Below are 23,523 nucleotides of genomic sequence, written 5' to 3'. Positions count from 1 at the left end.
GCGTTTTTTTAACTTTATTTAATATTATATTTTTTATCCATTTCTATAAAAATAATTTACCAGTTTTGAAAAATAGATAATTAACATTGTAGCTATTGTAATAGTTACAATGTTAATTAATACTGGGATTTATAAAGATATAAACTATTTAGGATTTTGATAATCTGCTAATTTTCAAACATTTTATATTTATTTTCAAAAAAATCACTATTTTTGGATATAAACACCAAGATCACACAAATGATTTATAAAATCCATCAGATTACCAATGATTTCATCATTGGATCTGTCCAAGACAAAATAAGGAACTACCGCTGGATCGTAGTGGCAGATATTCCACGACAAATGACCCTATATAATCGAGTTCAACCTCAAAATATTAGTCTTATCAGTTGTGAATCTGATGAGGATTTCAGCCATGATTTTGAAAGAGTATGGACATTGTACATGGCAGAACGCCTAAGAAACTGGCTAATTATTGAGCATCCTGAAAAGCTGTTTTCTTATAGAGATCAGCCAATATCTATCAACAATAATTTTATCTGATTATTATTCCTTAAAGATACTTATCAAAAAACACTAAAACAAAAACAAAATATGAAAAAGAAAAATACTCCTGAAGATATTTTCTTCAAATCTGACGGCTACAAAGCTCCGGATAATGCCAATGCTATTAAAGAGAATAGTATTGCAGGTATTAATCGTGTTGTAAAACTACAATGCATTGTGAATGGTGAAGTCATTCCACACTTTAAAGATTTTAAGCTAAAACAGAGTACCAGAAACCATCATGAATTTGAGCTTATTCTGGCACATGATAGTCTTGAAAACAGACAGGATCATACATTAGAAGATGTCAATAAATTTCTTGGTGGCAGACTAACCGTCAGAATCATGTATAAAGATGTGGACAAGAGCCCCGAAAGAGTATTTGTTGGAGTCATAACAAAAGTAGGATTCAGTCAGGATAATCATAGCCTCGGAAACATTGTACTGAAAGGCTTTAGTCCGACCATACTTTTAGATGCTGCTCCACATACTCAAAGCTTTGGAGGTGGACAGCCTGTTAATATGGGCATTATTGCCACTGAAATTCTTAAACAAGGTATAGATAAAGGTAAATATGACTATCGTGTTGATGCTAAAGCTTCTTCACAAATTGTTTATAGTACCCAATATGAGGAAAGCCATTATAATTATTTAAGTAGAATGGCGGAGGCTTATGGCGAACAGTTTTATTATGATGGTGAAGTACTACATTTTGGTAACCTTCCACCTCAGAATAAAGTTCTGGAACTTATTTATGGGAGTAATGTTTCTGATATCAATGTAGAATTAAAAGCCGTACATATCAATCCTAGTTTTTACGGCTATAACAGCAGTGGTAACACAAAACTAACATCGGGACAAACTCCGATTAGTCACAAGGGAGATTTGGCACAGACTGCCTATAAAAATAACAATACTATTTTTAAAACACAGTCACTTCAGGTTGCTCCTATAAAAGCCAGAACTGATATGGACATCACCAATTCCCAGACCAGTAAAGCAGGAAGCCAAGCTGTAGAAGTATTTACAGTTTCAGGGAAAACTACTGTTCCTTTCCTGTATCCGGGATGTGTGGCAGATGTTAAAATGAGAAAAGCTGATAGTAATGAAACTTCTTACTTTACCAAAGTAATGATAACTGAAGTAAACCATGAGATAGATACACTTGGGCATTATACTGGTAACTTTGTAGCTATTGCAGCAGACACAGGATTCTTACCAAAAGCTGAATTCACTATTCCGACTGCTTTACCACAAATAGCAACCGTAATCTCCAATACAGATGCTGAAGGACAGGGAAGAGTTCAGGTGAAGTTTGATTGGCAATTGCATGATACTACAAACTTTATTCGTGTTATGAGCCCTGATGCAGGTGGAACTGACCAGATTACTCAAAACCGAGGTTATGTTGCCATTCCTGAGGTTGGTGATCAGGTAATGGTTAACTTCCAGCATGGTCACCCAGACAGACCTTTTGTAATGGGTGGGATGTTTCATGGTGGAACAGGAATTGGTGGAAATATAGATAATCATATTAAATCAATACAGACCAGAAGTGGTAACAAGGTTATCTTTAATGATAAGGAAGGCAGTATACATATTGAAGATCCAAGTGGAAATATTTACTTTATGGATGGCAAAGGGAATATTACAGTCACCGCTCCTCAGAATATGACATTTAATGCCGGGCAGAATGTAAGCATCAATGCCGGACAAAACATAAATGTCATAGCAGGAACCAATATCATGGCATCAGCAACGTTGAATTACACACAAGCAGTAGGAGTAAATTATATGAGTACCATTGCAGGAAATTCAAGCCATTTTATTACAGGGAAGCTTATGGAAATAATTGATGGAGACACTGTATCTGAATCTAAAAAAGAGAGGAAGGAATACAGTAGTCAGGATATGGAGGTACAATCGGAAGGAAATATAAAAAAGTATTCCCAAAAGACATTATATAACAACAGTGGTGAAAAATCTAACTCCCATTAAACATGAGTAGAATAAGAATTGTAAAGGGAAAATATACTAAGATAACCGGAGGTGATCATTATATGTTTTCTGATGGGAATATTATTTCCTCTGCCGGAGGAAAGTATGAGGAACAAGGCAATGAGGGAGGTATCGTCTTTGGTGACTCCAAACCCTATGAGCCTTGGAAATCTTATCCCAGGCATGATTGGTATCATTGTGTATTTGCACATACTACCAATAAAAAAATACCAATTGCTGATTTAGGAGTTAGTAATTTTAATGTAGAGATGTGCCTAACTGGAATAACTTCTATAATCCGTTTTGAGGCATATAATTTAAATTCCACTGATGAGTATAAGTTTCATAATTGGGTGTATTTATTAAATATTTATATGAACAATCGTGGTGAGCTTGTAGAGGGAGGAATGGATTTAATTACCTATAAAACAGAAAGGAAGATTGGTTCTCAGGAAAGGAATATAGAAAAGCAGAAAGGTAGTGATAAAATAGTTTTTCAAAGAACCCAGTATGACCTAAGGTCAAAGGGAAAAGACCTCCATGATGAAGTATTGTTGGATCATAAGCTCATTTTTTCCAACGGAATGGAAAGAAATATCAACTTTGGAACTAAAACAACAGAGTCTCACATGTTTTATGATATTTTTGGAGATTTTGTAAAAGAAGCGAGTCGTCTCAATCGCCGGGCTGATATTTCCTATGTATTTGCAGGAACGGAAAATGCAGAAAGTTTCCTAAGTAAAGTAAATGAAACAGCTGATAAAATTGCACTAGAGACAGACAGCCCGTTTTTAGCCAGTTCTTTTGATAAATATAAAGGGACATCTGTTTTTAAAGAGGTATTCGGAGTACTTAGCTATTTAACAGGTACTATTGATGATGGTCAGGTATTAGCAGATAGAGTACGAAAAATCCGAGGCCCAATACAGCTTACCAGTGTACAATGTGCAAGAATGGATGAAAAGGAAGAATTTATAAAATTTTCTGAGGATAAAATCTATTTTGTTACTAGCGAATTTGAGGAACTTGGTGAAACATTACAAAACACAAAAAAAAGATTGAAAAAAGATGAGTAAAATATACTTACCTGAAAAATTGGTTTTAGGACAAGAGGAAAAAGATTTATATCCTTACCATAGAAGGGTTAGCACTTCATTTTGTGTTGCTTTTACATTGAACCAATCTATTCAAATGTATACAGGAAACAGGTATACAGATAGTTTGGATGCCTGCCTTACTGCTGTAAGCTGGGTAGAAGATAATTTTTGTGAACTCCATATAGCTGGAATTGGAATTGATAAGCCCAAACATGAAAGGATAATAAAGACATGTACATTCTATATGGATAGAGGGGGATACCTCGTTTCTGGACATTATCAAGAATTCAGATATTTGGCACAAAGAGTTTTAAGAAGACCAACAGCAGCCCTAGATGATACAGTTGATAAAATAATAGAATTAAAACATAACTTTAGTAGAAAATTTATTAATGGTACAAAAGAAAATTTATTACATAAAGAAATATTTATAGATAAACTGTTCAAAATACAAGGTTTTCCAGAATTCAAAATCAATACAGAGTCTGATTTTTTCAAACTCTTACAGAAAGTTTCTATTTATAATCGTAGTATGGAGATGTCATTCGTATATTCTATTGCACAAGAAAAGAAAATTCAATTAGATAATTTTAAAAAGATTGTAGGAATTGTTTCTTTACCTATAACAATTGAAGCTTACGCATGGGTTAAAGCTTTACAAGAAAGTATATCCTTAATAAATTATCTTTGTACAGCTGATGATGTAATGAAACTTACTGACAAGCTATTTGAATTTAGAGGTCCTATTATTATTTCAGATGTATATGATGTTCTATTTACAAATGAATATTTTAATCCGAAAGGAAATATTACCCCAAAACCTAAGAAGGATAGTAGCTACATCAGCAATAATCAATCAGCTTTAGAACGCTTTTTAAGTGTAAAAACAATTGTTGAGAGTCAAATTAAAAATATAAAACAACCAATTACCGAAATATGATGAAGTCAATTATATATTATATAGTAATCTTTGGTTTGATTATTTCTTGTCAAACAAAAAAAGTAAAACAGGATATAGACATCATAGAAAATATCCCTTTTTCTAAAAATAATTTTTACAAATATGATAATGGATACTTAAGAAATAATCCTCAAAAATTAGATTCTTCACGGTCTTATATTTACACAATTATAGAACCATCAGATGAAAATAGAAAATATCCAAGAAAAATTTATACATTAATAAGTATTAATAGAGATAAAGAAACTAGTGAGTATTTTTATAAAAAACTAAAAGGTGAAAACTTGTCTTTTATAGAAATGAATAATAAAATAGTTTTTCGAGATTTTTATAGGAGTTATATCGGAAAAGAATATCATAAATCAGACATTAATAAGCCAAGAAATAAGGAAGATCTGATTAAGTATCTTAAAAGTAAAAATGCCAAATATAAAATTTTAAGTATTGGTAAGTCTGAAAAAGCAGATGTTGTAAAAGCAAAAATAAATAACTCTTTTTATGAAATAGTTGTTGATTCTACATTTTGTAAAAGTTATTTGTATTATAATGAAAAAGATACAATTTTTAATTATTCAACGGTATTATTTACTTTTTTTTAAATAGGATATTTTAATTTATTTTTATTGGAAAAATATCGATAATCAAAAGGAAGGCTATTTGTAAGAAGAAGCAACTTACCAGTAATAAATTTTTAGATATACAGAAAGGGAGACCCAAAAGGTCTCCTCTTTTTTTATATCCGGTATCTTATATGGCTAAAAAAACCTCTCTTAATTTGTAGAGAATCTATTCTTAGCACAATTTCATATTTGCCCAGTTTTTTGAATACTGCCTTTTATGGCATATTCAATAGATATAGACATACTTCTAAATTACTTTTTTACTTTTATTTAGTACATCTTTCAATATCAACATATCTTGTCCTATCTTTTTATCTTGAATCTTAGCATAATGCTGCGTCATTCGGATATTAGTATGTCCAAGCATTTTGCTGACAGTTTCTAGTGGAACTCCGTTATTAAGAGTAACAGTGGTGGCAAATGTATGTCTTGCCGTATGGAATGTAATGTCAAAATCTATATCACATAAAGCTCCTATCTCCTTTAAATATTCATTCATTTTCTGATTACTTAACACTGGTAGTACCGTATCTTCATTTATACATTTGGGATGGTCTTCATACCTGCTTATGATTTCTTGTGCTTCAAACAATATAGGAATGCTTGCCTCAACCTTGGTTTTTGTTCTTTTGATCTTCAACCATAACCCACCATCAATTCCCCTGATCATTTTCTGTTTTGTAAGGCTCTTGACGTCAATATAGGCTAATCCCGTAAAACAACAGAATACAAAAATATCTCTTACAATTCTTAACCTCTCAGAAACGAATTTCCTTGACTGAATTCTTTTCAATTCCAATTCTGTCAGGAATCTCACATCTACAGTCTCTATCTTTGATTTATGGCTCACAAAGGGATTTTTACTAAGCCATTCATTACTAAGACAAATATTGATTATCTTCTGAAAATTCTTGATGTACTTCACAGCTGAATTATTGGAACAGTTCCTTACAGTTCTCAAATAAAATTCATAGTCTGCAATGAATCCCGGATTGATCTCACGGATATCAATATCCATAATATTAAATTTCCATTTCATGAATGCCTCAGTATGACGTAGTGACGTTTCATATCTCTCCCAAGTTCCTTTTGAAAATTCTTTACCTATCAACTCCTTCATCTTCAAGTTATGGTCCTTGAAGATCTCAATGATAGTGAATTTCTTTTTCTCAACTCCTAAGTATTTATTCCGTAAGCTTTCGCAGGTTATTTCCTTACCACTATTGAATAGAGCACTATAGCATTCAAATAATTTTGATCGGATTCCTTCCAACAATGAATTCAACTGTTTGGCATTAGGAGTATTGCTTGTCACCTTTCCTGACTTTATGCCCCATTGTGAGCTCTTTATCACTTGACCTGTTGAAATTTCAGTTCTTTTACCTGAAACTGTAATTCTCAAATAAATAGTAGAAATTCCGGGATTGTTCTTAACTTTTTTTGCATAAAAAAGTACACTGTAAGTTTCCATAACTTTAGATTTTAAGATTGATGAATGTATTTGTGAATCTTAAAACCTACAAGATGTTCAAGCGATGAACAGGCTGTTCAATAACTTTCGGGTGAGTAGGAAATGATGCTTTCGGTGACTCACCGAATTACTCTCTTCCGCTTTGCATTCTTTTGTTATGCTTTGATAGTTCAAATCAACAAAAAAGCCGTTAAACACTACGATTTAAAGACTTTTGATTTTATTTGTTTCTCCAAATTGCGGAGAGTGAGGGATTCGAACCCCCGGACCTGTTACAGTCAACAGTTTTCAAGACTGCCGCAATCGACCACTCTGCCAACTCTCCTTTCAAATTCTGTTCTGAATTTTTAGTGGTGCAAATATAGGGGGTTTTATCGTTACACTCCAAATATTTTATTTAATAATTTACTATTACACCTTTAAAATACTGGGGATCAATCACAAAAATTTCAATACACAATTCCTACAAACCATTATATTCAGGCTGTTTTACAATTTTCGTTAACATTGACAAAAATAAAATGCGACAAATTTTAATTAAAACTTGTCGCATTTTTATAATTATATTTATTCAAATCGAATCTTAATTCTCAGCATGCTCAAGGCCGCTAAGATACTTCTCAGCATCCATCGCAGCCATACAGCCACTTCCTGCAGCTGTAATCGCTTGTCTATAGATATGATCCTGAACATCTCCTGCTGCGAATACACCTGGAAGGTTTGTTCTGGTAGATCCTTTTTCGGTAAGGATATAACCATTTTCATCTAAATCAAGCTGACCACCAAAGACTTCTGTATTAGGCTTATGACCGATAGCGATAAAAATACCGTGAACATCTATTGTAGATTTCTCATTGGTAACATTATTAATTGCTACAGCTCTTTCTACAAGATTATTTTCACCTTCAATAGCTATTAGCTCATGATTGAATTTTACTTCAATATTAGAAGTATTCATTACACGGTGAACCATAGCCTTAGAAGCACGGAAATGATCTTTACGAACCAACATAATTACTTTATTACAGATCTTGGACAGATAAGTAGCTTCTTCAGCAGCAGTATCTCCTGCTCCAACAACAACAACATCTTTTCCTTTGTAGAAGAAACCATCGCAAGTAGCACAAGCAGATACACCTCCACCACTGTATTTTTTCTCATCATCTAATCCAAGATATTTAGCTGTTGCTCCTGTAGAAATAATTACAGTTTTAGCCAGTATTTCACGGCTACCTGTGCTTAGCTTGTGTACACCACCTGCTTCTTTAGCAAATTCTACAGTGCTAATCATCTCGTAGTGAACTTTGGTTTCAAAACGCTCCGCTTGTTTTTGCAAATCCATCATCATTTCAGGTCCTGTAATTCCTGATGGATATCCCGGAAAGTTTTCTACTTCGGTTGTTGTAGTTAATTGCCCGCCCGGTTCAAGTCCGGTAAACAGTTCTGGCTTCATGTCTGCTCTTGCAGCGTAAATTGCTGCTGTAAATCCTGCAGGCCCAGAGCCTACGATCACACAATCTAAAATATTTTCCATATAATCTCAGTTCGGATACAAATTTCGGTAATCTTATATTACTTTGTCAAATTTTAATATTGAGTTTTATCAATAACTTTTATAGCAAATTATTAATAAAGTTTGTTGGATATATAAATTATTAGATGTACGTTTTGCACCATCGTAATTACGTCTTTATATTTCCCTATTAATCGTTAAATTATACTTTTACCTTCGTCTTATCTACATTTAGTATCTTATAAACCATCTCGGTAAGCAACTCTGCATCATCTGTATTATGAGCTCCTAATCCTTTACTCTTCATATCCATTTCCCGCAAGACAGAAATAATACGCGTCGCATGCTTCATCGGATAAAATTTAGCAGACTGTTCATAGTCTTTCAAAAAGTATGGATTCACCCCCATTGCTGAAGCAATAGCCGCAGCAGGTTGTCCACGCATTGCATGATACATTAATATATTGTTGAAGTAATTGAATAAATTACCAATAATCAGCAGCAAAGGATTGGTCTTTACATTTTTTCCCATATAATAGGCAATCCTCATTGATCTTTCAGCATCTTTTACACCCAATGCCTTTTGAAGTTCAAAAACATTATAATCTTTACTAATACCTATATGAAGCTCTACCAGCTTTCCATCCAATTCTTCTCCGGGTTTTAGAATTAGTTTTAGCTTATTGAGTTCATTAGAAATCCTGGACAAATCATTCCCCAGATATTCAGCAAGAAGATGAGAAATATTCGGAGCTGTTTTAATGCCGAAGGCCTGAATCTGTTGTTGAATCCAGGTTGCCAACTGATAATCTTTAACGGGTTCACTGTAATACAGCCAATTGTTCTTATCAAGTTGCTTTACAAATTTCTTGCGAGAATCAACTTTTTTATATTTATGAGCAAATACCAGAATCGTAGACTCAACAGGTTGCTCGATATATTTTAACAGAATATCACCCTCCTCTTCATTTAATTTCAGATCCTGGGCTTCTTTTACAATAATCAACTGCTTATCCCCCATCATAGGATACTGTCTCGCAAGTGAAAGAACCTCACCATAAGAAGTATCTTTCCCGTATACTACGGTCTGATTAAAAGCTTTTTCATCTTCTGTAAGCACATCATTTTCCAGTGATTTTATTGCGACATCTGTAAAATAAGGTTCTTCACCATGAAAAAAATAGATAGGCTGAAATGCCTTATTTTTAATATTTTTGAGGATGTTTTCTAAATCTTTCATAATCTATGCAACTGCCTAAACTTAATTTCAGTAAACAATTTGATTTTCAATTCAGGCAGGACAAAGATAAGTTTTTTATTTATGATGTACTGCGCAAAAAGTACCTTTTACTAACTCCGGAAGAATGGGTACGCCAGCACTGGATCCAGCATTTCCTGAGCCTGAACATCTATGCTCCTTCAGCTCTTATAGCTGAAAAAAAAATAGAATTAAATGGACTCACCAAAAGGATTGACTTGTTGGTTACTGAAAAAGCTGAACCGAAAATTCTTATAGAATGCAAAGCTCCGCAGATAAAAATTACCGAAAAAACTTTTGAACAAACCGCTCGGTATAATTCTGTATTGGGGGCTGGAGAAATTATCTTAAGCAACGGTTTACAACATATTTATGCTAGCTTAACACAAAATGGTTACCAGTTTAGTAATTTTGGTACTTAGATTCCGGATTGGGGCATAAATATTGATGCCACTTTTAAGAAACAACTATTCACCATGATCAGAAAATACTACATCCTTATACTTCTTATATTATTTTCTTTTACTAAGGCTCAGGATATCCATGAAATCAGGCTGTTTCAAAAGAGCAAAAACTTTATTATCTTCTTCAATATTGATAATACCTTTATTGCAATGGATTCACAAGGGAAAGTGTTATCACTTTTTCAGAAAAGTAGAAATCCCGGATATTTCGATAATATAATTACCCCAAACGGACAGTCTGTAAGTACTACTGAAGATTCTGACTTCGATTATACAAAAGACAATAGTAATCCTATAATCAAAAATTCAAATAACAATAATATTGAGTACTACAACAGTTTTACATCAAATGATCGTGGTAAAATAAGAGCCGTTAATGGAGAAATATTTCAATATTACAGTGAGCTTAGTGACGGTTTAACCGGTAATATAAAATCTATAGGAAATATAAATTTCAGTTATTATAGCTCTTTCAATAGCTATGAAAAAGGAAAAATAAGGTCCATCGGTGGTATCGTATTTTCTTATTTCAATGAATTTGACTCATACAAAACTGGAAAAATAAAATCAATAAAAGGAAATAACAACAACACCAATATCACCATTATCAATGATTATTAAGAACATTATATTCGATTTCGGCGGTGTCCTTATGGACTGGAATCCCAAATATCTCTATCAGAATGTCTTCAGTACAGACGAAGAAATGAATTACTTTTTGGATCATATCGCTACACTCAAATGGAATGCTGAACAAGACCGTGGCCGCAGTTTCCAGGAAGCTACAGAAATATTACAAAATCAATACCCCGAATTTTCAAAAGAAATAGCGTTGTATTACAGTCAATGGTCTGTGATGCTAAAAGGAGCCATTGAAGAGAATGTAAATATACTTCGAAATTTGCATGGCCGCTATCAACTATACGGTCTCACCAACTGGTCTGCAGAATCTTTCCCTTACGCTTACCAGAATTATGACTTCTTTAGTCTTTTTAATGGAATTGTAGTATCCGGAGAAGAAAAGCTTATTAAACCTGACGAACGTATTTATCAGCTATTACTGAACCGATATAACCTTAATGCTTCAGAATGTTTGTTTATAGACGACAATTATGAAAATATCCGTGCGGCAGAAGCTATGGATTTCAATACGATACACCTGACGCCAGGTACAAAACTTCAGGAAGAATTAAAAAAATTCAATATATAAAATCACAAGAATCATTAAAAAAAATGATCCTTTATTTATTTTTTATAAAACAGGCAGACGCTATACACTAACCAACTATCTGCCTGTAGTACTACAAACAATAAACAACATTATGAAAAAATAAATACCTGGCACTTGGCAGGAAGTTGTTTGCAGTATTTTAATTTATCTTATAAATCTGCTCCGGTAGTTATGATAATTGCTGATAATTTTATTTAATGAGAGATCTTCATTAGGTAATTGGAACCGGAGCAGAAGGGGTTATATAGACAAAATATTATTGTTTATATCTGTGCAAGGTAGATTTTACTATATATCTAAAAAAGAAAAACACATTCCATTTTCTTACGCTACACCTTCTGATTTAATACGTAAACGTTAAAATAATTATATAGCAGAAGTTTTGATTAGTATTTGTCATTTCTTTTGAAAAAATCCACCAGATGGCATTTAATAAAATATAATTATTGCTTATATATAAAGAATAGTAAAAAACAAACGGGTCATCAAAAAGCTTTTTGATGACCCGTTTTATAAAAAAAACGATTGAAAAAATGATGACGAAGTTATTCTATCATCAAGATTTTAAAAATTCTATCTCAAGTTGCTGATCAGTAAAAATGCTTTACGCAAATGAGATAGAATTCAGGAGACATATTTTACTGGTTGACAGTTAGCAGTATACAGTAGAAATTTATGGATATACTATTTGGCAGGTACTGTTCACCACTAACCGACAACTCTTCAATTTATTTTTCCCATTTAACCTCTTCTCCCTGAGGGGAAGCTCCTCCTTGGTCAACCTTCACAGGAGGAGTTTCCTGATTAATATGGTATACATAAGCTGCAATCTTTTCTGCATCCCTGCCGGAGATTGTGCCATCCTTAATAAATGGTCTCATCGTTGGATTGTTTGGAGATCCATTTTCCAGCATCCAGAATACATTATGAAATACATCTTTTTCTTTTACATTAATCCAATGATTGTCTGTCAGGTTTGGTCCTATTCCACCTTTACCTCCTTCCGAGTGACAGGTTGCACAATTGGTTTTGAATAACTGCTCCCCCTCAGCAATATTAGAAGGATCATATTTAGCAGTTTCAAGTGTTATTTTTGGAGCTGTCTTCTCATATTCTTCAATAGAAGCCAGCATTGTTTTGTGTTCTTTTTCATATTCCGCATCCTGATGGGCATAATCTGTGAATACATAAGCCAACATATAAATAACACAGAAAATATTTCCGAAGTAGAATAAACCAATCCACCACTTAGGCAAAGCATTGTCCAGCTCTGTAATCCCGTCGAAACCGTGGTCTATAATAAGATCTGTTTCTTCTTTCTGAGATTGCTTTTTAACAGCAGAATTCCACAATCTTCGCAAAAAAGGAATCTTTTTTTGCTCCAGATAAAGCTTCTTCTCCTCATCAGTTAACTTCTTAAAGTTTTCATTTTCTACAAGATCCTGAAGAGAACTCACTATTAACAACAGTAAGGCTGACATGATCACTACAACCCAAAAATAGGGAGATGTAAGGTAATGAACTTCGGGAGCAAACATCTCGAAAGCTAAAGCTATCAGGCAGAATGTAAGCACTATATAAACTGAAATCGGTGTTCTTACTTTCATAACTAAATTATTTAAAGTTATTTAATAGAGGCTGTTTGTACATCTGTAGTCTTAATATCTACCCCAAGTCTCTGCAGGTAAGCGATAAGCGCTACAATTTCTCTCTTCTCAATCGGAATAAATTTGTCGCCTTTGGCAATTTTTTCCTGTGCTACCTGCTCTTTAATATCTGCAGCTTCGGAGTAAATTTTCTGTACGATTACACTAGCCTGATTATCGGCCCATACGTTTGCAGAATCTATCTGTGCTTTGGTATATGGTACATCAAATGCATTTTTCATTAGCTTCATTTTGTTTACCATTTCCGAGCGGTCCAGTTCATTCGTAATCAACCATGGGAAACGTGGCATAATAGAACCTGCAGATGTTACTCTTGGATTATACATGTGTTTAAAGTGCCATGAGTCCGGATTCTTATTACCTTCTCTTTGTAAATCCGGACCAGTTCTCTTAGATCCCCATAAGAAAGGTCTGTCGTATATAAACTCTCCTGCTTTGGAGTATTGTCCGTTTTTACCATCAAATCTTACAATTTCATCACGGAAAGGTCTGATCATCTGAGAGTGACAAGAGTTACATCCTTCGCGAATATATAAGTCACGACCTTCTAATTCTAACGGTGAGTATGGTTTAACAGCTGCTATATTTGGTACATTACTCTTCACGCTTAGCGTAGGAATTATTTCAACCGCACCACCTATTGCCAGTGTAACAAATGCTCCGATGGATAAAACCGTTGGCATTCTTTCAATCCATAAGTGAACAGGCTCGCCATCTTTCCTGTCATTACCAATAACTGCTAACGCTGGTGCTTCTGCTGGAACATTTTTCTCGAATACTCCTTTTCTTACTGTTTTGAATACATTCACTACCATTAATATCGCTCCTGTCAGGTATAATACACCACCAAGGAATCTCAGCTTAAAGTATGGAATAATTGCTGTTACAGTATCTAACCAGTTTTTGTACATTAAAGTACCATCCGGGTTAAATTGTTTCCACATCAAACCTTGTGTGAAACCAGAGATATACATTGGTACTGCATAGAAAATAATCCCCAGAGTCCCCAGCCAGAAATGCCAGTTAGCTAATTTCACAGACCATAATTTGGTTTTCCACATTAATGGTACAAGGAAATATATAATACCGAAGGCCATAAAACCATTCCATCCTAATGCACCTAAGTGTACATGACCAATTACCCAGTCGGTATAGTGACCAATTTTATTTAGAGATTTAGTTGCTAGAAGCGGTCCTTCAAAAGTTGCCATACCATAACATGTAACAGCTACTACAAAGAATTTTAGTACCGGATTTTCTCTTACTTTATCCCAAGCTCCTCTTAGCGTTAGCAGTCCATTTAGCATACCTCCCCAAGATGGTGCAATAAGCATAATAGAGAAACCTGTTCCTAATGCCTGAGCCCAGCCAGGCAAAGAAGTATACTGAAGATGGTGAGGACCAGCCCAAAGGTATACGAAGATTAGAGACCAGAAGTGAATAATAGATAATTTATAGGAGAATACTGGTCTGTCTGCTGCCTTCGGCATGAAGTAGTACATAAGCCCCAATACTGGTGTTGTTAGTACAAATGCTACTGCATTGTGACCGTACCACCATTGTACTAATGCATCTTTTACCCCCGCATATACTGAATATGATTTCCAGAAGTTTAACGGAACTTCTAAGTTGTTTACAATGTGAAGTAAAGCTACCCCAATCCAGGTTGCAATAAAGAACCAAATGGCTACATATAAGTGTCTTACTCTTCTCTTAGCAATTGTACCAAACATATTGATACCGAAGATAACCCATGAGAAAGTAATTAAGATATCGATAGGCCATTCATGCTCCGCATATTCTTTAGATGTATTAATCCCCATAAGGAATGTAATAACCACACTTACAATCATTAACTGCCAAGACCAGAAATGTATCCATGAAAGTGTATCGCTATACATTCTGGTTTTCAGTAGCCTCTGCATACTGTAATAAGCACCGCAGAAAAACGAGTTACACACAAAAGCAAAAATCACCGCACTGGTATGCAGCATTCTTATTCTACCAAAACCAAGTGCTCCCTGTGTATTAATTAGTCCCTGAATATTTCCGCTTTTCAAACTCTGAATCGTTGTATCATCCGTACCGAAAAGGAATTCTGGCAACTCAGGGTAGAACAACATTAAAGCTGCCGTAAGCCCAAGAAGAAAGCCTACGAGACCAAACGCTATTGTTGCATATAAAAATGCCCGGACAATATTGTTGTCATAATGAAACTTTTGCGCCTCCATTTTTCTACTGTATTTATTTTATAAGGTTATATTCCACTAACTGATTAGCAAAAAATAGCTAAAGAATTACGCTAAAAACAGTATTTCTTACCTGTTTTATTTGTGTTTCAAAGGTATTCGTTATCTTTGTGGTGTACCAGTAGACCAACTACTAAAGTATACCGAAATCTACTAAAAGCATAAGTGATGAAAGAATGTGGCAACAGTATCAGACAAATCCGGAGAAATAAAGATTTAACCCAGGAGTACATGGCTCTGGAGCTGGGAATCTCTCAAAAAGCATATTCTGATTTGGAAAATTGCAAAGTCAAAATGAATATGACAACCCTATTAAAAGTTGCAGATATACTGGAGATTAGCCCTTCCGAAATTTGCAGCCTTTCAGGAAATTGCACCAACAATATGCAGCAGAAACATGAAAGTCTTATAGACTATCTGAAGCAAAATAACATCCAGGTTCCGGATGAATATTTGTAATTACAATAGAAAAGTATATAAAAAAGCAGCGGGGAGAAACTCCCCGCTGCTTTTTTATACGTTATGTTTATTTAGTATCTAACGGCTTTTCACTGTCCTTTTCTTTCTTTCGTCCGGCTTTTATCAAAGCCTGATGAACTAAAAATTCAATCTGTCCGTTTACACTCCGAAATTCATCTGAAGCCCATTTTTCAATAAGCTTATAAGTTTCTTCATCAATCCGGAGGACAAAGCTTTTTTTTGCGCTCAAAATTTTTATTTTTTCTGTTAAGCTTTCGCTTAGTCTACATTTTAATTATACAAAGTACCAGCATTTAGTATAGGCTGTGCAGCCTTTTCACCACAAAGTACAACCATAAGATTGCTTACCATAGCCGCTTTTCTTTCATCATCCAATTCTACTATGTTTTCTTCCGATAGTTTCTTCAAGGCCATATCTACCATCCCGACAGCACCTTCTACAATCTTAGCTCTTGCTGCTACAATCGCGGTAGCCTGCTGACGCTGAAGCATAGCTCCTGCAATTTCGGAGGCATAAGCCAGGTGGCTGATTCTGGCTTCCTGAATTACAATTCCTGCTTTTGAAAGCCTGTCTGTAAGTTCCTGCTCCAGGATCTGATTAATTTTATCGCCACCTTCTCTTAAGGTTATCGGTGCATGATCATCTTCAAGATTATCATAAGGAAAACTCATCGCTAAATGTCGAACTGCCGCTTCACTCTGCATTTTCACAAAATCGGTATAACGCTCCACCTCAAAAGCTGCCTTGTAGGTATCCCCTACTTTCCAAACAATAACAACTCCTATCTCAATAGGATTTCCCATTTTATCATTTACTTTCAATGTTTGTCCCTGAAGGTTCTCTGAACGAAGACTCATTCTTTGTGAAGAGTAAAGAGGATTGATAAAGAACAATCCGTTCTCTTTAACAGTTCCTACATACTTTCCAAAGAAGTTAAGCACTCTGGAGTGATTAGGCTGGATAATCATAAGACCTTTCATAAAAAATATTGCAAGAATAAAGCACAACACCCCCATAACGGACAAGAAAGGATTATACTGCATTCCTGTAAAGAAAAGAGTAACAGCACCAAATAGTAACAAGATACTTATAAGTAGTGCCACATAACCAGACATTGGTTTCAGATTTTTTTCCATATTGATATTAATTTAATATCATAAAGATATGAAATTAATAATATAAAAAAGTAATAAATTTATTTTCTATCAAAAAAGTCACTACAATTAGAAATATGAATAAAATCAGGTTAAGCTATTTTAATATGCTACTACTAGGAATATTCCTAATTTTAGACGCGAAAGCACAACCTACTAAAACTACTGTATATGCGCATAGATAGACTTTTTCTAATTATCCTTACCGGCTATTTAAGCTCTTGCAGCAACAATGACAACCGAGATGGTGGTGACAACACTAAACCGCCAATAACACTAGCAAAAAAAACATACACTTACCAGTTTAATAATAGCTATAAAATTGAAAACGGAGTGGCTTTAAAAGGACCAAAAGGGACAGAAACATCAGTTGATGTAAATATGTTAAACCAATATTGGTTTTCAGTGGATACTTCAGATGATAAACTTGTTGTTGATTACAAAAAAGATTCTTTGTTTGTTATAAATGGCAAATTGAAACTAGCCTACAAAATTAAAGCAAAACAAGATTCTATATTCCTTGAGGGGACTAAACCAGAATTCTTTGGATTACATACTTCTGATAAAACCGGGCTTACTATTTACAAGAAAGTTATAGTCTACCACAGGGCTCCGAGAGAAAATGATAATTCCTCTTTATACAACAGAAGCGGTCTTAATTTTGGAAGAACCTCCCAGCAGGAAGCATCAAAAACAGCTCCTTTCAAAACTCCCTCAGAAATGGTTTCAGCTCAGGATTTTTTAATATGGGCCAATCTTAGCTATTCCTACAAAGAGATCAAATAAAAATATTTACAAACAAAAAAGCCAGGAAATATCCTGGCTTTTAATTTTATTGTATCCTGATTAAGGTTCAATCTCCGTTCTCTCCTCAGCTTTCTTCGATTTATTATTAGACGAAGATTTAGCATTATGGAATTTTTTATACTTAAACCATGCTGCAATACTCAAAGCAAGCATGAAAGATAAACTCATATAAACCCATGCCGGAACCGGAATTGGATCTCCAGCCGCATAGGAATGTAATCCTGAAAGATAATAATTAACACCAAAATAAGTCATAATCATGGAACAGAATGAGAACATAGTCACTACGTGGAAAGTATATCTACCTCTAAGTCCTGGTACTAAACGCATATGTAGTACAAAAGCATAAATAATAATAGAAATAAAAGCCCATGTTTCTTTAGGATCCCAAGACCAGTAACGACCCCAGCTTTCATTTGCCCAAATACCTCCAAGGAAGTTTCCTACAGTGAGTGCGAACAATCCTATTGTCAATGACATTTCACTTACAATAGTTAACTCTTTGATTGTTTTATCATTATGCTTTTTATAGATATCAGAATTAGCCACAATATAGAATAGCAATGTAATCATTGCAATAATAGCTGAAAGTGCAAAGAATCCGTAACTGGATGCAATAATAGCTACGTGTACAATTAACCAGTAAGACTTAAGCACTGGTACCAGAGGAGTAATCTGAGGATCAAGCTGCGCTCCCCCATGTGCAAATCCCATCATAATAACTGCTACAAGGAAACCTGCCGCTGGTATAAGTACATTGGAATTTCTATAGAGGATAAGACCAGCTGTAATTCCAACCCATGAGATAAACATAATAGCTTCATAACCACTACTCCAAGGCGCATGTCCAGAAACATACCAACGACCGATAAGACCAAAGAAATGCGCTATATATCCTATAACTCCGATCCAAATGATTACATTTATTACAATTTTCAGAATCTTATTTGGTTTAAACAAATAAATAAAACCTAATATCAATAATAATCCTCCGATCATTGTATAGCCAATAAGCAACTTAAAGAACAGATTCAATCCGTTCATAAATACCTCGACATTTACTTTTGTTTCGGAAGGCATAATCTTCGATCCCCACTTGTGTTGGTAGTCTTGTAGTTTTACCAATTCTTTATCTGCAGTAGCCCAATCCCCATTTTTTGTAGCATCTATAACACTTGCAAAATATGGTCCCATTACCTTCTGAGAAGCTTCATCCGGTTCGAATTTATTATCCAGCCAAGAATGCCATGTATGGTTATTATCATTCGGCACGGGAACTATACGCATATACTGACCTGAAAGTATACCATTAAAAACCTGAACCAGGTCATTCATTTCAATAACTCCTTTATCATACATGCTTTGCTCTACGGGTTTCTTGCGGAAAGCAATATTATAATCTTGTTCCAGTACAAAACGAGGCTGTCCTGTAGCAGGATCCATTGGGAAAAGATTCAATAATGTCGTATAGCCGTCTTCATTTGCTTTTGTCTTTCTTAATAGCTCGCTACCCCCTTTTGTCGTTACTTTAATAATTGGAACCTGTGTCCACATAAAGGGATTAGTTGTAATAGAAAGGAACCACTGATTTGCATCCATTCCATGGAAAGAATCTCTTTTATACAATTTTCTAAGAACATCTAATGCAAGAGTATTAACCGGAACAATACGCCCTTCTATATTTTGTACCAATGCATAACCAAATTTATCAGCATGCTCTTTATTAATATGTGATTCTTTAACTACAGTTTCAGGATCCAACACTTTAGGCTTCATAGGGCCGGCAGTCATTCCTCCTTCTATTTTTTTAACATTAGGAGCTCCATGAGACTCTTGTCCGTGCATATCGATTTCTCCTTTACCACCATCGTAGTTTTGTGCATTTAAAGCACTAAAAGAAAATAATAAAAATGCTACAACAACAGCTTTCTTCTTGCTAATATCCTTTAACATTTTGTTTAATTGCCAGAAGCGTGTTCCTTTCCAGAACAATGAAACGAAAAGTCCAAGGAATAAGAATGTATATCCTACATAAGTAATATTAGTTCCCCAGAAATCGTGGTTTACAGAAAGGTGAGTCCCTTTTCTGTCCGGATCAAACCCTGCCTGGAAGAAACGATATCCGCCGTGATTAAGAACATGGTTCATATAGATTTTATACGGTGTTTGCTTCCCATTTTCTATAATCTGCACATGAGATTCGTATGCAGATGGAGAGTTACTTCCAGGATAAGTTTCCATTACAAATTTATCAAGTTTTATCGAGAATGGTGTCTGCAAAACTTTTGGACCAAATCCTAACATAATGTTTTTACCATCTACCATGATCTGCTTTGCCATATTAGGATTATTTTTATCAACTAATATATCAACAGGCTGCTTTGTCTTAGGACCTTCAACCATTAATCTTAAAAGATCCGGCGTAGCGGCATCTTTTTTCACATCTCCTTCATATTCTATAAGCTTCCCTTTCTTCACACCTTCAGGTACAACTAACTTCAAATCACCAATTGTATATAAACTTCTTAGTTTTAAGGAATCCAGAGCATCTTTTTTAGCAACACCTGTTTTTTGCGTTGCCATCGTCATATACTGAGCATCGGATGGAGATTTGATCTGAAGAAATCCATTTTCATCGTGAATTTCTACAGCACCTTCAATTTTGCGGTTATAAGCAACCAACATACCGTTTACGCTCTTTGCCTCTCCCGGTGCGATGAATATATTTTCTCTACCCTGATCGTTTGTGGAAACCAGATGAAGATAATTTTTGCCGTTCTCAGAAACTACCAAGGAATCTTTCTTTCTTTGGATATAGTCCAACGTTTTCACAGTAAACTTTTCACCTCTGAAATCATAAGTAGCATTAAAATCATGATGTAATGGAGACATAATATAAGGTACATCCTCATAATTCAGGATATCACCTTTATCTTCTATCTGTATTTTAAAATATTGTTTTTCACTAACAATCTGATTAGAAGTTTCACCTTCACGAATCAGCATCATTCCTTCAAAACTAATGTAACGTGTAATAGCCCCTCCAATAAAGATCAGAATAAAAGCAAGGTGGAATACTAATAACGGCCACTTCTCTCTCCTAAGCAGTCTGTATCGTTGAATATTTCCGATAAAATTAATGATGAGAAGTAACATCACTAATTCAAACCATTTAGCATTATAAATCAAAGCCTTAGCCGTAGGCGTTCCATGATCATTTTCTATAAACGTAGCTACTGCCATCGAAATGGCATAAACCAGTAACAATACAGCCATTGTTCTGGTAGAAATAAGTATATCCTGTAATTTCTTCATTATGGGTACTCTAAAAACACATCCGGCAAAATTACACCAAAAAAACTATTATAAGCCAACATGGAGAAAAATCATGTCTATTGTTATTCACTATATTTTCTATTACCCAAATGCTCTCTTTTTACAATCAAAACAACATTAGTTTTTTTGCTATTTTATTCTAAATTTGCAAAGACCTTATATAACACAGAAAAAGAATGAATCAAAAGCCAGAAGTTGCTAAGACTAAGACCATTTCGAAATTAAGAATTATCTCCGGCGTAACATTCGTTTTCCTTTCCATAGTGCTTACCCTTTCTTTCATTTCTTATCTTATGAAATGGAAGGCCGACCAAAGCCAGGCAGGAACAATGCTAGACAAGTCTATTAAATCTTCCAATATATTTGGAAAGATTGGTGACTGGCTGGGTAATTTTTTCATTTTTGAATCTATCGGAATAGCAGGTTTCATTGTTGCTTTTTTATTATTTGTTTTCGGAACACTGATTCTGAAAAAAAATTATTTCAAGCCTTGGAAAACCATTTCTCATAGTCTGTTTTTTATCTGTTGGCTACCGATTTTTATGGGTGTTATTACAAAAGGTCAGGGGGTATTATCCGGTGTATATGGCTTCCAGATTATGGATTATCTAAATGCTATTATTGGAACTTTCGGATTATGGATGATACTTCTTCTAAGTATCGGATTATATTTCGTTTTAGAGTTTAATCTGCGCCCATCCAACATCAAAGCCAAGATGGACGAACTAAATGAAAACACTTTAGGGAAATTCAAAAATAAAGTTTCCACAATGGATAATGATTCCGACGACAATGAAGAAGAAGAACTTCCAGTTGTAGATGAAACACCAAAAGAAGTAAACCTTACACAATCTAAAAGACCTTCTCCATTTGATAAAAAAACTGAAGAGGCAGAAAATAAAATTGTGATTACTGAAGAACTTCCTAAAGCAGCATCTGTTCATATACCTACACCACCTCCTATTATAGAGACGCCTAATCATACTACCGCTCCAATATCAAATGTTACAAATAATGATATTCCTGCTCATAAAGTAACAAGCACTCCAGATATTGCTTTTACAGTAGAACAAAAGGAGGAAGAAGTTATAATATTGGATGAGGCAGATAAAAAATCTCAGAGTCTGGTAGATCAGCACGGACTTTATGATCATAAACTAGACCTTGCCAAATTCCAGATGCCCTCTGTTTCTTTATTAAAAGATTACGGCAACGAGAACATTAATATTAATCAAGCCGAACTTGAAGAAAATAAAAACCGTATTGTCGGACTTCTTAAAAATTTTAACGTAGGTATTACAGAAATAAAAGCAACGATAGGTCCTACTGTTACACTTTATGAAATTGTACCTGAAGCTGGTATCCGTGTAGCACAAATTAAAAAACTTCAGGACGATATAGCACTTAATCTTTCTGCTTTGGGTATCAGAATTATTGCGCCAATGCCGGGGAAAGGTACTATTGGTATCGAAGTACCAAACCAAACTCCATCCATGGTAAGTATGCGTTCGGTAATAGCTTCACCAAAATTCCAAAATACCGATATGGATCTCCCTGTTGTATTTGGTAAAACAATTTCCAACGAAATCTTTATGGCTGACCTTGCAAAAATGCCGCACTTACTAATGGCAGGAGCAACAGGCCAGGGTAAATCTGTAGGTATCAATGCTATCCTGACATCACTTATTTACAAAAAACACCCTAGCGAACTAAAGTTCGTAATGGTTGACCCTAAGAAAGTTGAACTTTCTTTATACTCAAAAATAGAAAGACACTATTTAGCAAAATTGCCAGATGGTGGTGATGCTATTATTACAGACAATGCAAAGGTTATCAATACACTGAACTCTCTTTGTATTGAAATGGACAATCGTTATGAATTGCTGAAGAATGCTTTCTGTAAAAATATTAAAGAGTACAACAAAAAGTTTTCGGAAAGAAAACTAAACCCTGAAAACGGACATCGCTATCTTCCTTATATAGTACTCGTTGTGGACGAGTTTGCAGACCTTATCATGACTGCCGGAAAAGAAGTAGAAATGCCAATTGCCCGTCTGGCACAGCTTGCCCGTGCTATTGGTATACATCTTATTGTAGCAACGCAAAGACCATCGGTAAACGTTATTACTGGTATGATCAAGGCTAACTTCCCTGCTCGTGCTGCTTTCAGAGTAATTTCCGGAGTTGACTCCAGAACAATTCTGGATACACCAGGAGCTGAGCAGTTAGTAGGAAAGGGAGATATGCTTTACTTCAATGGAAATGATCTTATCCGTCTGCAGTGTGCGTTCGTAGACACTCCCGAAGTTGAAAAAATTGCTGAATTCATTGGGGAACAAAAAGGTTATCCGGAAGCGTATCAGTTACCTGAATATTCAGGAGATGAATCAACTGTTTCTGTCGGAAGTTTTGATCCTAATGAAAAAGATGTACTTTTCGATGAGGCTGCCAAAATTGTTGTTTCTACACAACAAGGATCAACATCTATGTTACAGCGTCAGCTGAAACTGGGATATAATCGTGCCGGAAGAATAATGGATCAGTTAGAAGCATCTGGTATTGTCGGAAGCTTTAACGGAGCCAAGGCACGGGAAGTATTGATTACAGATATGCATTCTTTGGAACAGTTTTTGGAAGAATTGCGCAAATAATCTAAAAACAAAAAAG

The 23,523-nt window shown here is 34.8% G+C and carries 19 protein-coding genes and 1 tRNA gene; 11 read left to right on the top strand and 9 right to left on the bottom strand.

Annotated features, from left to right (window positions below):
* The first annotated feature begins 240 nt into the window (after nt 1–240).
* From BAZ10_RS09415 to BAZ10_RS09395, 5 genes are read left to right on the top strand one after another with little or no spacing between them, the layout of a single operon-like run.
* Nucleotides 241–546, top strand: a complete 306-nt coding sequence (locus BAZ10_RS09415; protein WP_078771830.1) for a hypothetical protein — start codon at nt 241–243, stop codon at nt 544–546.
* Between the two features lie 51 nt (nt 547–597).
* Nucleotides 598–2,547 (top strand): type VI secretion system Vgr family protein, encoded by a 1,950-nt coding sequence (locus BAZ10_RS09410; RefSeq protein WP_078771829.1) that lies wholly within the window; start codon nt 598–600, stop codon nt 2,545–2,547.
* Nucleotides 2,548–2,549: 2 nt separating this feature from the next.
* Nucleotides 2,550–3,623: a hypothetical protein gene (locus BAZ10_RS09405; RefSeq protein WP_078771828.1), complete on the top strand. Its 1,074-nt coding sequence runs from the start codon at nt 2,550–2,552 to the stop codon at nt 3,621–3,623.
* Nucleotides 3,616–4,584 carry a hypothetical protein gene (locus BAZ10_RS09400; protein WP_078771827.1) on the top strand — a complete coding sequence of 323 codons (969 nt, stop codon included), beginning with the start codon at nt 3,616–3,618 and terminating at the stop codon, nt 4,582–4,584. Before BAZ10_RS09405 ends, BAZ10_RS09400 begins: the two co-directional genes overlap by 8 nt.
* The gene (locus tag BAZ10_RS09395) at nt 4,581–5,204 is read left to right on the top strand and encodes a hypothetical protein (protein ID WP_078771826.1); all 624 of its coding nucleotides are present in this window, start codon (nt 4,581–4,583) and stop codon (nt 5,202–5,204) included. Before BAZ10_RS09400 ends, BAZ10_RS09395 begins: the two co-directional genes overlap by 4 nt.
* 268 nt (nt 5,205–5,472) lie before the next feature.
* Here BAZ10_RS09395 and BAZ10_RS09390 read toward each other — a convergent pair whose 3' ends face one another.
* The 4 genes from BAZ10_RS09390 to holA all read right to left on the bottom strand — a co-directional run bounded on the left by BAZ10_RS09390 (nt 5,473) and on the right by holA (nt 9,449).
* Nucleotides 5,473–6,696: a site-specific integrase gene (locus tag BAZ10_RS09390; RefSeq protein ID WP_078771825.1), complete on the bottom strand. Its 1,224-nt coding sequence runs from the start codon at nt 6,694–6,696 to the stop codon at nt 5,473–5,475.
* A 240-nt stretch (nt 6,697–6,936) separates the two neighbouring features.
* Nucleotides 6,937–7,021 (bottom strand) — tRNA-Ser (locus BAZ10_RS09385).
* Nucleotides 7,022–7,279: 258 nt separating this feature from the next.
* Nucleotides 7,280–8,230 (bottom strand): thioredoxin-disulfide reductase, encoded by a 951-nt coding sequence (trxB, locus tag BAZ10_RS09380; RefSeq protein WP_078720679.1) that lies wholly within the window; start codon nt 8,228–8,230, stop codon nt 7,280–7,282.
* Nucleotides 8,231–8,411: 181 nt separating this feature from the next.
* Nucleotides 8,412–9,449, bottom strand: a complete 1,038-nt coding sequence (gene holA, locus BAZ10_RS09375) for a DNA polymerase III subunit delta (RefSeq protein WP_078720681.1) — start codon at nt 9,447–9,449, stop codon at nt 8,412–8,414.
* Nucleotides 9,450–9,454: 5 nt separating this feature from the next.
* Between holA and BAZ10_RS09370 the strand changes: the two genes are divergently transcribed.
* From BAZ10_RS09370 to BAZ10_RS09360, 3 genes are read left to right on the top strand one after another with little or no spacing between them, the layout of a single operon-like run.
* Entirely contained in the window at nt 9,455–9,889 is a 435-nt protein-coding gene (locus tag BAZ10_RS09370) for a type I restriction enzyme HsdR N-terminal domain-containing protein (protein ID WP_078771824.1), read from the top strand.
* 54 nt (nt 9,890–9,943) lie between these two features.
* Nucleotides 9,944–10,552, top strand: coding sequence for a hypothetical protein (locus BAZ10_RS09365; protein WP_078771823.1), 609 nt, complete (start codon nt 9,944–9,946; stop codon nt 10,550–10,552).
* Nucleotides 10,542–11,141, top strand: a complete 600-nt coding sequence (locus BAZ10_RS09360; protein WP_078771822.1) for an HAD family hydrolase — start codon at nt 10,542–10,544, stop codon at nt 11,139–11,141. Before BAZ10_RS09365 ends, BAZ10_RS09360 begins: the two co-directional genes overlap by 11 nt.
* Before the next feature lie 749 nt (nt 11,142–11,890).
* On the opposite strand, the gene BAZ10_RS09355 is transcribed toward BAZ10_RS09360, so the two are convergent.
* Entirely contained in the window at nt 11,891–12,769 is an 879-nt protein-coding gene (locus BAZ10_RS09355; protein WP_078679326.1) for a cytochrome c, read from the bottom strand.
* A 17-nt stretch (nt 12,770–12,786) separates the two neighbouring features.
* Entirely contained in the window at nt 12,787–15,060 is a 2,274-nt protein-coding gene (gene ccoN, locus BAZ10_RS09350; RefSeq protein WP_078771821.1) for a cytochrome-c oxidase, cbb3-type subunit I, read from the bottom strand.
* 186 nt (nt 15,061–15,246) lie between these two features.
* On the opposite strand from ccoN, the gene BAZ10_RS09345 reads away from it, so the two are divergent.
* Entirely contained in the window at nt 15,247–15,537 is a 291-nt protein-coding gene (locus BAZ10_RS09345; protein WP_078771820.1) for a helix-turn-helix transcriptional regulator, read from the top strand.
* A gap of 67 nt (nt 15,538–15,604) precedes the next feature.
* On the opposite strand, the gene BAZ10_RS09340 is transcribed toward BAZ10_RS09345, so the two are convergent.
* On the bottom strand, nt 15,605–15,787 hold the full coding sequence (locus tag BAZ10_RS09340; protein WP_078771819.1) for an Arc family DNA-binding protein: 183 nt from the start codon (nt 15,785–15,787) through the stop codon (nt 15,605–15,607).
* Between the two features lie 41 nt (nt 15,788–15,828).
* Nucleotides 15,829–16,695, bottom strand: coding sequence for an SPFH domain-containing protein (locus BAZ10_RS09335; protein ID WP_078771818.1), 867 nt, complete (start codon nt 16,693–16,695; stop codon nt 15,829–15,831).
* A 189-nt stretch (nt 16,696–16,884) separates the two neighbouring features.
* Here BAZ10_RS09335 and BAZ10_RS09330 point away from each other — a divergent pair, with 189 nt between their 5' ends.
* On the top strand, nt 16,885–17,499 hold the full coding sequence (locus tag BAZ10_RS09330) for a hypothetical protein (protein ID WP_078771817.1): 615 nt from the start codon (nt 16,885–16,887) through the stop codon (nt 17,497–17,499).
* A gap of 60 nt (nt 17,500–17,559) precedes the next feature.
* Here BAZ10_RS09330 and ccsB read toward each other — a convergent pair whose 3' ends face one another.
* Nucleotides 17,560–20,835, bottom strand: a complete 3,276-nt coding sequence (ccsB, locus tag BAZ10_RS09325; RefSeq protein WP_078771816.1) for a c-type cytochrome biogenesis protein CcsB — start codon at nt 20,833–20,835, stop codon at nt 17,560–17,562.
* Between the two features lie 197 nt (nt 20,836–21,032).
* Here ccsB and BAZ10_RS09320 point away from each other — a divergent pair, with 197 nt between their 5' ends.
* Entirely contained in the window at nt 21,033–23,507 is a 2,475-nt protein-coding gene (locus tag BAZ10_RS09320; protein WP_078771815.1) for an FtsK/SpoIIIE family DNA translocase, read from the top strand.
* Nucleotides 23,508–23,523 lie beyond the last annotated feature (16 nt).

The organism is Elizabethkingia occulta, assembly GCF_002023715.1.
GTDB lineage: Bacteria > Bacteroidota > Bacteroidia > Flavobacteriales > Weeksellaceae > Elizabethkingia > Elizabethkingia occulta.
The sequence above is the reverse complement of the archived record's forward strand: the minus strand, read 5'-3'. Positions and strand labels throughout refer to the sequence as shown.